Here is an 11,109-nt window from a genome sequence, read left to right on the forward strand (position 1 = left end):
GGCTGGGACGCCCCGGCCGCACCGGGCCCTGTCCGTCGAGGGCGACGACGACCGGCTCGTCCGCGGTGACCGCCACCTGCTCGCCCCGCACGAAGACCTTCGCGCCCTCGCCGGTCTCGGCGACGAGCTCGAGCTCGTCCGTCCGCACCGTGACGCGCAGGCGCGACCCCTGCCACTGCACGCGGAAGGTCAGGGCCTCCCAGCCCTGCGGGAGGCGCGGGTCGAACGACAGCACGCCGTCGTGGTCCCGCATGCCGCCGAAGCCGAACGCGAGCGCCGACCAGGTGCCGCCCGCCGACGCCACGTGGACGCCGTCGGCCGCGTTGTCGTGCAGGTTCGCCAGGTCCACGAGCAGCGAGGACACGAAGTACTCGAGCGCGAGCTCGTGGTACCCGACCTCGGCCGCGACGATCGACTGCACGACGCCGGACAGCGTCGAGTCGCCGGTGGTCAGCGGGTCGTAGTACTCGAAGTCGGCCAGCTTCTGCTCGGCCGAGAAGTGCTGCCCCTGCAGGAACAGCGCCAGCACCACGTCCGCCTGCTTGAGCACCTGGTACCGGTAGATCACCAGCGGGTGGTAGTGCAGCAGCAGCGGGCGCTTGGTCACCGGCGTCGCGGCCAGGTCCCAGATCTCCCGCTCGAGGAAGTGGGAGTCCTGCGGGTGGATGCCGATGCTCTCCGCGTACGGGATCGACATGTGGTCGGCGGCCCGGGTCCACTCGGTGGTCTCGTGCACGCCCAGGGACAGGCGGTCCGCGAGGCGCGCGTAGTCCTCCGGGAAGTCCTCGCGCATCGCCTCCACGACGAACGCCGCGGCCCGCAGGTTGAACCGCGCCATGACGTTGGTGAACAGGTTGTCGTTCACCACGGTCGTGTACTCGTCGGGGCCGGTCACCCCGTGGATGTGGAAGTTGTCGTCGCCGTTGGCGCGCCAGAAGCCGAGGTCCTCCCACATGCGCGCCGTCTCGACGAGCACGTCCACCGCCTCGCGGCGCAGGAAGTCCGTGTCGCCCGTGGCGCGCACGTACTGCACCAGGGCGAAGCTGATGTCCGCGTCGATGTGGTACTGCGCGGTGCCCGCCGCGTAGTAGGCGGACGCCTCCTCGCCGTTGATGGTGCGCCACGGGAACAGGGCGCCCTTCTGCGACAGCTCCTTGGCGCGGCGCCGCGCGGCGTCGAGCATCTGGTAGCGGAACCGCAGGGCGTTGCGGGCGTACCGCGGGCTCGTGTACGTGAGGAACGGGAGCACGTAGATCTCTGTGTCCCAGAAGTAGTGGCCCGAGTAGCCGCTGCCGGTCAGGCCCTTGGCGGGGACGCCGGAGCCCTCGGCCCGCGCGGTCGCCTGGGCGAGCTGGAACAGGTTCCAGCGCACCGCCTGCTGGATCTCCGGGCGCCCCTCGATCTCGACGTCCGACCGGGCCCAGTAGTCGTCCAGCCAGGTGCGCTGGTGCGTGAACTGCTCCTCGATGCCGCCGGCGCGCACCCGGTCCAGGGTGCGGCGGCACCGGTCGACGAGCTCGCGCGTGGGGACGCCGCGGGACGTGTGGTACGTGACCACCTTGGTGAGGCGGATGGTGTGCCCCGCCTTCGCGTCGACGCGGAACACGTGCTTGGCGAGGTCGTCGTCGACCTGCGTGCGCACGTCCCACTCGTCCACGGTCTCCAGGCGGTGGTCGGCCGCGACGGCGAGCGTCATGCCCGAGTTGGTGCAGCGGTACGACAGCACGAGCCGCTCGTCGTCGCCCCACCGGGTCTGCGGCTGCAGCACCCGGCCGGCGAACGCCTCCGCCTTGCGGGGGTCGAAGCCCTCCCCCAGCGACGCGGCGGGCACGTGGTACTCGTCCTGCCCGTCCTGCCGGTTGAGGATCTGCGACGAGATCGCCACCGGCCCGTCGGCGTCGAGCAGCGTGACCTCGAACGTCATGACGCCCAGGTGCCGCTCGACGAACGACACCATGCGCTCCGAGGCCACCTTGACCCGCTTGCCCGACGGCGTGCGCCACAGGATCTCGCGGCGCAGGACGCCGTCGCGCAGGTCGAGCGCACGCTCGTAGTCGATGAGGTCGGCCACCGGCAGCAGCAGCGGCTCGTCGTCCACGTACAGCCGGATCACCTTGGTGTCCGGGGCGTTGACGATGGTCTGGCCGACCTTGGCGAAGCCGTACGCCTCCTCGGCGTGCCGGATGGGCCACGTCTCGTGGAAGCCGTTGACGAACGTGCCGTGCGAGTGGGACTCGCGTCCCTCCTCGACGTTGCCGCGCATCCCGAGGTAGCCGTTCCCCACCGCGAAGAGGGACTCGGTGACCCCGAGGTCCTCCGCGGAGAACTCGGCCTCCACCAGGCGCCACGGCTCGGCGGGGAAGCGCAGGCGGTCCACGGACCGCTGCTCGTCGGCGGTGCGGCGGATCATGCCCGACCCTCCTGCCGGTCGGCGGGCTCGTCCAGGATCGACGCGTCCAGCTCGCCCAGGTCGGCGACGACGCGGTCGGCGCCGTGCGCGGCGAGCGCCTGCGCCCCGACGCCGCGGTCGACGCCGAGCACCAGGCCGAAGGGCCCGGCCGCGCCGGCCTGCACGCCGGACAGGGCGTCCTCCACGACGACCGCCTCGGCGGCCGGGACGCCGAGCAGCTCGGCGGCGCGGAGGTACGTGTCCGGCGCGGGCTTGCCCGGCAGGTGCTCGCGCGCCGCGACGTTGCCGTCCACGACGACCTCGAACCGCTCGGTGAGCCCGGCCGCGGCGAGCACGGCGGGCGTGTTGCGCGACGACGAGACGACGGCGACCTGCGCGCCCACGGCCGTCACGGCGTCGAGGAAACGCACCGAGCCCGGGTAGGGGGCGATGCCCTCCTCGTCGAACATCCGGTTGACGATCGCGTCCTTGCGGTTGCCGAGCGCGCACACGGTGTCCTCCCCGGGCGCGTCGTCGGCGGTGCCGCGCGGCAGCTCGACGCCGCGCGAGGCGAGGAACGTCGCCACGCCGTCGTACCGCGGCTTGCCGTCGATGTGCGCGAAGTAGTCCGCGGACGTGTACGGCGCGAGGCCGCGGGCCTCGCAGTAGGGCGCGAACAGGCGTTCCCACGCCCGCATGTGCACCTCGGCGGTCGGGGTGAGCACGCCGTCGAGGTCGAACAGCACGGCTCGGAGGCTGGTCACGGGCGTCCTTCGCGGGTCGGGGTCGGGTGCGGGCACCGTGCCCCCTGCGGGCCGACGCCGGGGTTCAGCCTACGCAGTCACGGGGGCGCTCCGGGAGCACGCGCCGCGCCTCGGTGAGATCTTCGCGGATCGGTCCCACGACCGTCCCGGTTCGGTCCCGCTCAGGCCGGGTCAGCGCAGCTCCGGTCCGGCACGGTCAGGCGGCGGCCCGCTCCGCGAGCGCCTCCGCCACCCGCCCGAGGTTCGCCAGCTCCGCGCGACGGGTGTCGACGTCGGCGAGGCTCCGTCGCGGCGCGGCGAGGAGCGTCACGTCGGCCAGCCCGGCCGCGGGCAGCCCGATCCGGCGCCACGGCTCGGCGACCAGGCGGACGAGCTCGCCGAGCTGCGGCCCGGAGCACTGCGAGACCGTGGCGGGCGGCAGCCCGGCCCACAGGCCCATGCCCCGCTCGGTCGCGCGGGCGAGCAGCTCCCAGGCGCGCTCGTTCCAGCCCGCCGCCTCCCCTGCGCCGCCGACGTCGGCGAGGTCCAGCCCGACGGCGTCCGCCCCGGCGAGCGCCACGGGCGGCACGCCCACCCAGGTCGCGCCGAGGTGCACGACGACGCGGGCACCGGCCTCGTGCGCGGCGTCGACGACGGGCCGCAGCCCCTCGACGACGTCCGGCCCGGGCACCGCCCGCAGGCGGGAGTAGCCGGAGAAGCTGGGCAGCACGCCCGCGTGCACCTGGCCCAGCAGGGGCTCGGTGAGCTGCACGACCGGCGTCGCGCCGGGGACCTGGGCGCGCACGTCCGCCAGGTGCCGCCGGACCGCCTCGGCCAGCGCGAGCGACAGGTCGCGGCGCGCGCCGGCGTCGGCCAGGACGCGGTCGCCGCGCGCCGACCACAGCTGGGCGGCGAGGGTCCACGGGCCGGTGAGCTCGACGGCGAGCGGGCCGTCGTGCCCCACGGCCGCCACCGCCAGCGCGGACAGGTCCTCGCGAAGCAGCGACTCCGCGCGGCGCAGGTCGGCGCCGGGGTGGTCGGTCAGCTTCCAGCCGTGCGGGCCCAGCTCGACCGGCATCTCCGCCAGCAGCGCCGCCGTCCGGCCGACGGCGTCGGCCCCCGGCCCGCGACCGGTGAGCTGGGCGAGGAACGGGACCGGGTCGACGCCGGTCGGCAGGGACGCCAGGTCGTCCAGCACGGTCTGCTGCGCCACGAGCTCGTCGCGCGCGCCGCCGGGCCACGGGCCGTGCCCGGAGACCGCCGTCACGCGTCCGCCCCCGCTCCGGCCGGCCGCTCGCCCACGACGTCCGCCACGCTGTCGCCCGATGTCACCCGATGTCACCTCTCCCACCCCGTCATGGCACGGCCGGTCGCCGCTCTCGAAGGGTAGGAGCACGGTAACGGTCCGACGAAGGAGTCCCGATGTCCGTCATCCTCGACCAGGCGCCCGCGGCATCCGCGGGCCGGGCCCCCACGTCACCGCTCGCGCACCCCTCGGGCGGGTCGTCGACCGTGCTGTCCACCCCGCGGGCGGTCGCGATGCGTGTGCACGCCAACGCCATGCCGTCGGGCGCGGAGGCGGTGCTGCGGCGCCAGCTCGCGCCCGGGTTCCGCAACCACGACGTGCTGCCGGGCTGCGCCGGCGGCCCCGACGCGCTCGTCGCCACCATGCACTGGTTCCACGACGCGTTCGACGAGCAGCGAGTCGAGGTGCTGCACGCCGTCACCGAGGGCGACCTGGTGTCGCTGCACGTCGCGTTCAGCGCCCTGCACGCGGGGTTCTTCCTCGGCGTCGCGCCCTCGCACCGGCGCTTCACCGTGCGCGAGATGCACCTGGTGCGCGTCGCGGACGGGCTCGAGGCCGAGCACTGGGTCATGCGCGACCAGGTGTGGTGGGAGCACGAACTGCGTCGCTGAGCGCCACCGCCGCCGTGGGAGACTGCGCCCATGCGGATCACCGTGCGCAACGCCCGTTTCCAGCAGCTGCAGACGCTGCTCACGAACCGCACCAAGCGAGGTCGCGCCGGGGAGTTCCTGGTGCAGGGCGTGCGCCCGATCACGATGGCGGTCGAGCACGGCTGGCAGGTGCGCACGCTGCTGCACGAGACCGACCGCCGGCTGTCGTCGTGGGCCCAGGAGATGCTGCAGGCCACGGGCGCCGAGACGATCGCGATGTCCCCCGACCTGCTCGCCGAGCTCGCCGAGAAGGACGAGGGCGCCAGCGAGCTGCTGGCCGTGGTCGCGATGCCCGCCGACGACCTGGCGCGGGTCCCGGTGGGGCCGTCGTTCCTGGGCGTCGTCTTCGACCGCCCCACCCAGCCGGGCAACGTCGGCGCGGTCGTGCGGTCCGCCGACGCGTTCGGCGCCGACGGCCTCGTCGTCACGGGGCACGCCGCCGACCCCTACGACCCGAAGGCCGTGCGCGCGACCACCGGCTCCCTCTTCGCGCTGCCCGTCGTCCGGGCGGCCTCGCACGGCGAGGTCATGGACTGGCTGGCCGCGCACCGTGCCGCCGGGCGCCCGGTGACCGTCGTCGCGACCGACGAGGACGGCGACGCCGCGCCCGCCGACGTCGACCTCACGGGCCCGGTGCTGCTCGCCGTCGGCAACGAGACCGCCGGGCTGTCGAGGGGGTGGCGCGAGGCCGCCGACGTCACCGTGGCGATCCCCATGGCCGGGTCGGCGAGCTCGCTCAACGCCTCGAACGCCGCGTCGATCGTGCTGTACGAGGCCCACCGGCAGCGGCTCGCGCGGGGCTGAGCCCGCCACGGCCGGCCGGGCGGTCAGGGGCGCACGACGGCGCGGCAGCCGCGCAGGAACGAGTCGGCGACCCGGGCGGGGTCCCCGAGGTAGCCCGCGACCATGACACCGTCGCGCAGGAGCATGAGGTCCTCGGCGACGGCGGCGGGGTCGGCCGGGGCGAGCGGGGCGACCAGTCGCGCGAAGGCGTCCTCCCACCACCGACGGTGGGTGTCGACAGCCCGGCGGACGGGGCTGGCGGCGTCCGGGTACTCCGCGGCGGCGTTGATGAACGGGCAGCCGCGGAACCCGGGGCTGCACGCGACGGCCCCGGTGCCGTCCGCGAGCAGGCGCAGGGTGGCGTCGACGTCGCCGCGCCCCTGCTCGATCGCGGCGTCCACCCCCTCGCGCTCGAGCGCCGCCCGGTGCTCGAGATAGGCGACCACCAGGTCGTCCTTGCTCTTGAAGTGCCGGTAGAAGGTCACCTTCGTGGTCCCGGCGCGGTCGATGACCTTGTCGACGCTCACGGCCCGCAGCCCGTGCGCGTAGAACAACTCGTTCGCCGCCTCGACCAGGCGCTCTCGTACGGACCCCTGCACGGTCGCGATCATACGTGTCCTCCTTGCCCGGCCACCGGCCTTCCCCTTGCGCTCGACGTCCGGCCCTGTGTACGGTCCAGCTCAGTAGAGTGACTAGTCAGTCTACCTCCGTCCCTCTCGAAGGAATGAGCCATGACCACCACCGTGGAACCCCCCACCGCCACCGCCGCCACTCCTGCCACCGCACTGCGGAACCTCTACCTCGTCCGGTTCGGCTTCGCCGTCGTCTGGGCGGTGCTGCTTGTCGTCACCGCGTCGAGCATCGGCCCGGTGACCACGGCGCTGCTCGTGCTGTACCCGCTGTTCGACGTCGCCGCGGCGGTCGTGGACCTGCGGGCCTCGAATGCCGCGCGCCCCGCCGTCGGCCTCCGGGTGAACGTCGCCCTCAGCCTGCTGACCGCCGCCGCCCTCGGCCTCGCCGTCACCTCCGGCATCCCCGCCGTGCTGCGCGTCTGGGGCGCCTGGGCGATCACCGCCGGGATCGTGCAGCTGGTCGTCGCCGTCCGCCGCTACCGGCTCGGGGGCCAGTGGGCCATGATCCTCAGCGGCGGCATCTCCGTGCTCGCCGGCGGCGGGTTCGTCATGATGGCGGGCGGCCCGGACGCGGCGCTGACCTCGCTCGCCGGGTACGCGACCCTCGGCGGCATCTTCTTCCTCGTCTCGGCGCTGCGGCTGCACCGCGTCGCGAGGGCCGCACGATGACCGCGGCCGTCTACGACGTCGTCGTCGTCGGTGCCGGACCGGTCGGGGAGAACGTCGCCGACCGCGTGGTGCAGGGCGGCCTCACGGCCGCCGTCGTGGAGCGCGAGCTCGTCGGCGGGGAGTGCTCCTACTGGGCCTGCATGCCGACCAAGGCTCTCCTGCGGGACGCCGCCGCGCTGCGCGCCGCCCGGAGCCTGCCCGGGGCGCGCGCCGCCGTGACCGGCGAGCTCGACCCGGCGGCCGTGCTGCGGCGCCGCGACGAGTTCGCCGCCCGCTGGGACGACGGCGGACAGGTCGCCTGGCTGGAGCGGGCCGGCATCGCCCTCGTCCGCGGGACCGGGCGGATCGCAGGCGCCCGCACGGTCGAGGTGACCGGCGCCGACGGGTCGGCGGCCACCCTCGAGGCGCGGCACGCGGTGGTGGTCGCCACGGGCAGCAGCGCCCGGCTGCCGGCGATCCCCGGGCTGGCCGACGTCGCCCCGTGGACCAGCAGGGAGGCCGCCGCGGCGCCGGCCGTGCCCGCGCGGCTCGCGATCGTCGGCGGCGGCGTCGTCGGCGCCGAGATGGCGACGGCGTACGCGGCCCTCGGGGCACAGGTCACCCTCGTGGCCCGGGACGGGCTGCTGCCCGCCGTGGAGCCGTTCGCGAGCGACCTCGTGGCCCGGTCGCTGAAGGCGGCGGGCGTCGTGCAGCACCTCCGGACCGAGCCCGTGCGCGCCCACCGCGACGCTCAGGGGGTCGTGCGCCTCGTCCTCGCCGACGGCTCCGCCGTCGAGGCCGACGAGGTGCTGGTCGCGACGGGCCGTCGGCCGCGCACCGACGACCTCGGCCTGGACCGGTTCGGGCTCGCCCCCGGCGACTGGCTGCGCGTGGACGACTCCCTGCGCGTCCTCGGCCCCGACGGCGCCCCGGTGGGCGACGGGTGGCTCTACGCCGCCGGCGACGTCAACCGCCGCGCGCTGCTGACCCACCAGGGCAAGTACCAGGCCCGGGCCGTGGGCGACACGATCGTCGCCCGGGCCCGCGGCGCCGCGGTCGACCTGTCCCCCTGGGGCCGGCATGCCGCCACGGCCGACCTGCGGGCCGTGCCGCAGGTCGTCTTCACCGACCCGGAGGTCGCGACCGTCGGGCACACCTCCGCCTCCGCGGCGGCGGCGGGACTCCGCGTCCGCACCGTCGAGCACGACCTCGGGTCCGTCGCCGGCGCCGCCCTGCACGCCGACGGCTACACGGGACGGGCCGCCATGGTCGTCGACGAGGACCGGCAGGTGCTCGTCGGCTTCACCGCCGTGGGCCCCGACGTCGGCGAGCTGCTGCACGCCGCGACGGTCGCCGTCGCCGGCGAGGTGCCGCTCGACCGGTTGTGGCACGCCGTCCCCGCGTACCCGACCGTCAGCGAGGTCTGGCTGCGGCTCCTCGAGGCGTACGGGCGGGACGCGGTCCCGGTGGTCGCCGGGGCCGCCTAGCCGCCCCGCCCGCGCCAGGCGTCGGCCACCGTCGCCTGGCCGAGCACCTGCGTGCCGCGGTAGACGACCACCGACTGGCCGGCGGCGACGCCGCGCAGCGGGGTGCCGGTGAGGTGCAGCTCCATGCCGGGTACGCCGTCGTCGGCCACGGCCCCGTCCTGCCCCGGCGTGCCGGTCGTCGCGCGCACCCGCGCGGGCACCGGCGCGCCGTGGGCGCGGACCTGCACCTCGACGTCGTCGACCCAGGCGGCGGGCGGAGGGGCGAGCCAGACGGCCTTCCCGGCGCCGATCCGGTCCACGCTGAGCAGCTCGGCCGGCCCGACCACGACGGTGTTGGTCGACGTCTGCACGTCCACCACGTACCGCGCGCGCCCGTCGGCGGCGGGACGGCCGAGGCCCAGGCCCTTGCGCTGGCCGACCGTGAACGCGTACGCGCCGTCGTGCTCGCCGACGACGGCGCCGTCGGTGTCGACGACCTCCCCCGGGCGGGAGCCGAGCCGGTCGCGCAGGAAGCCGCGGGTGTCGCCGTCGGCCACGAAGCAGATGTCGTAGGAGTCCGGCTTGGCGCTCACGGACAGGCCGCGCCGCTCGGCCTCCGCGCGCACCTCGGCCTTGGAGGCGAAGCCGCCGAGCGGGAACATCGCGCGCGCCAGCCGGTCCGGCCCCATCACGGCCAGCACGTAGGACTGGTCCTTCTCGTCGTTCGGCGACCGGTGCAGCTCGCGGGTCACGGTGCCGTCGGGGGCCTCGCGCGTCACGACCCGCGCGTAGTGGCCGGTGGCGACGGCGTCGAACCCGAGGGCCGTGGCCTTGTCGAGGAGCGCCTCGAACTTGATGTGCTCGTTGCAGCGCACGCACGGGTTCGGGGTGCGACCGGCCGAGTACTCTCGCAGGAAGTCGGCGACGACGGTCTGCTCGAACGTTTCCGAGAGGTCCCAGACGTAGTACGGGATGCCGAGCACGTCCGCGGCGCGGCGCGCGTCGCCCGCGTCCTCGATGGAGCAGCAGCCGCGCGAACCCGTGCGGAACTGGTCGCGGTTGCGGCTCAGCGCCATGTGCACGCCGACCACGTCGTGCCCCGCCTCCACGGCGAGGGCCGCGGCGACGGCCGAGTCCACGCCGCCCGACATGGCGGCCAGCACCCTCATGCCGTGCCCCCCGCCCCGGCCGGCGCGGACACGAGGCCCGCCGCGCGGGCCCGCTCGACCACCTGGGGCAGCGCGGCGACGAGGCGGTCGACGTCCTCGGCGGTCGACGTCGCGCCGAGCGAGAAGCGCAGCGCGCCGCGGGCGTCGAGCTCCGGCACGCCCATCGCGAGCAGCACGTGCGACGGCTGCGGCACGCCCGCCTGGCACGCCGACCCGGTGGAGGCCTGCACGCCCGCGGAGTCCAGCAGGTAGAGCAGCGAGTCGCCCTCGGCTCCGGGGAACGTGAAGTGCGCGTTGGCCGGGAGCCGCGCGGCGGCGCCGTCGCCGGCGGTCGGGCCCGACGCCGGGTCGGGGCCGCGCAGCACCGCCTCCGGGTCGACGGCGCGCACGCCCGCGACGAGCCGGTCGCGCAGGGCGCCGAGGGCCGCCGCGCGCTCGGGCCGGGCGGCGACGGTCTCCGCGAGCGCGACGGCGAACGACCGGATCGCGGGCACGTCGAGCGTGCCGGAGCGCACCCCGCGCTCCTGGCCGCCGCCGTGCAGCACCGCCTCGAGCGGCAGGTCGCGGCGGGCGAGCAGCGCGCCCACGCCGATCGGCCCGCCGAGCTTGTGCGCCGTCACCGTCATCGCGTCGACGCCCGAGGCCGCGAAGTCGACCTCGACCTGGCCCACGGCCTGCACCGCGTCGGTGTGCACGGGGACGCCGTGTTGGTGCGCGAGCCGCACGACGTCGCGCACCGGCTGCAGCGTGCCCACCTCGTTGTTGGCCCACATCACCGAGACGAGCGCGACCTCGTCGCCGTGCTCCGTCAGCTCGGCGCGCAGGGCCGCGAGGTCGAGCCGGCCGTCGCCGTCCACGGGGAGCAGCACGATCTCCGCGCCCGCGTGCCCCGCGAGCCAGAACGCCGGGTCGAGCACCGCGTGGTGCTCGACGGCGGACACCAGCACGCGGGTGCGGCGCGGGTCCGTGCGGCGCCGGCCCCAGAAGATCCCCTTGATGGCGAGGTTGTCGGACTCGGTGCCCCCGCCGGTGAAGATCACCTCGCTGGGCCGCGAGCCCAGCGACGCGGCGACGGACTCGCGCGACTCCTCGACGGCCCGTCGCGCCGCGCGCCCCGCGGAGTGCAGCGAGCTCGCGTTGCCGGTCCGGCCGGCCTCCGCCACGTACGCCTCGAGCGCCGCCCGCGACATGGGGGTCGTGGCGGCGTGGTCGAGGTAGGCACCGGCGGGCGCCTCGGGGGTGGTCACGGTCCCCCAGTCTACGAACTCCCCGGCTCGGCAACGAGCGTGCTGACTTGATCCTCATTCGGGCGGAATGAGGATC

The 11,109-nt window shown here is 75.5% G+C and carries 10 protein-coding genes; 4 read left to right on the forward strand and 6 right to left on the reverse strand.

Going from position 1 to position 11,109, the window contains the following annotated elements:
• The 3 genes from ACFWEK_RS12395 to ACFWEK_RS12405 form a co-directional block, all read right to left on the reverse strand.
• Positions 1–2,410, reverse strand: a 2,410-nt coding sequence (locus ACFWEK_RS12395) for a glycoside hydrolase family 65 protein (RefSeq protein WP_430554239.1), incomplete at its 3' end; no start/stop codon positions are given.
• Positions 2,407–3,153 (reverse strand): HAD family hydrolase, encoded by a 747-nt coding sequence (locus tag ACFWEK_RS12400; RefSeq protein ID WP_430554240.1) that lies wholly within the window; start codon positions 3,151–3,153, stop codon positions 2,407–2,409. The genes ACFWEK_RS12400 and ACFWEK_RS12395, both read right to left, overlap by 4 nt.
• A gap of 196 nt (positions 3,154–3,349) precedes the next feature.
• Positions 3,350–4,399, reverse strand: coding sequence for a hypothetical protein (locus ACFWEK_RS12405; protein ID WP_430554241.1), 1,050 nt, complete (start codon positions 4,397–4,399; stop codon positions 3,350–3,352).
• A gap of 155 nt (positions 4,400–4,554) precedes the next feature.
• On the opposite strand from ACFWEK_RS12405, the gene ACFWEK_RS12410 reads away from it, so the two are divergent.
• A complete protein-coding gene (locus ACFWEK_RS12410; RefSeq protein WP_430554242.1) occupies positions 4,555–5,049 on the forward strand; it encodes an ester cyclase in 495 nt (164 codons plus the stop codon).
• Between the two features lie 30 nt (positions 5,050–5,079).
• Positions 5,080–5,892, forward strand: a complete 813-nt coding sequence (locus ACFWEK_RS12415; RefSeq protein WP_430547538.1) for a TrmH family RNA methyltransferase — start codon at positions 5,080–5,082, stop codon at positions 5,890–5,892.
• Between the two features lie 23 nt (positions 5,893–5,915).
• Here the strand turns inward: ACFWEK_RS12415 and ACFWEK_RS12420 are convergent, their stop codons facing one another.
• Entirely contained in the window at positions 5,916–6,482 is a 567-nt protein-coding gene (locus ACFWEK_RS12420) for a TetR/AcrR family transcriptional regulator (protein ID WP_430554243.1), read from the reverse strand.
• A gap of 120 nt (positions 6,483–6,602) precedes the next feature.
• Between ACFWEK_RS12420 and ACFWEK_RS12425 the strand changes: the two genes are divergently transcribed.
• Entirely contained in the window at positions 6,603–7,172 is a 570-nt protein-coding gene (locus tag ACFWEK_RS12425; RefSeq protein ID WP_430554244.1) for a hypothetical protein, read from the forward strand.
• A complete protein-coding gene (locus ACFWEK_RS12430) occupies positions 7,169–8,638 on the forward strand; it encodes a dihydrolipoyl dehydrogenase family protein (protein WP_430554245.1) in 1,470 nt (489 codons plus the stop codon). The genes ACFWEK_RS12425 and ACFWEK_RS12430 overlap by 4 nt, the downstream gene beginning before the upstream one ends.
• Here ACFWEK_RS12430 and mnmA read toward each other — a convergent pair.
• Positions 8,635–9,786, reverse strand: coding sequence for a tRNA 2-thiouridine(34) synthase MnmA (gene mnmA, locus ACFWEK_RS12435; RefSeq protein WP_430554246.1), 1,152 nt, complete (start codon positions 9,784–9,786; stop codon positions 8,635–8,637). The genes ACFWEK_RS12430 and mnmA overlap by 4 nt on opposite strands.
• Positions 9,783–10,976, reverse strand: coding sequence for a cysteine desulfurase family protein (locus ACFWEK_RS12440; RefSeq protein WP_430554247.1), 1,194 nt, complete (start codon positions 10,974–10,976; stop codon positions 9,783–9,785). The genes mnmA and ACFWEK_RS12440 overlap by 4 nt, the downstream gene beginning before the upstream one ends.
• Positions 10,977–11,109 lie beyond the last annotated feature (133 nt).

The sequence above is a fragment of the Isoptericola sp. NPDC060257 genome, from assembly GCF_042726645.1.
Classification (GTDB): domain Bacteria; phylum Actinomycetota; class Actinomycetes; order Actinomycetales; family Cellulomonadaceae; genus Isoptericola; species Isoptericola nanjingensis.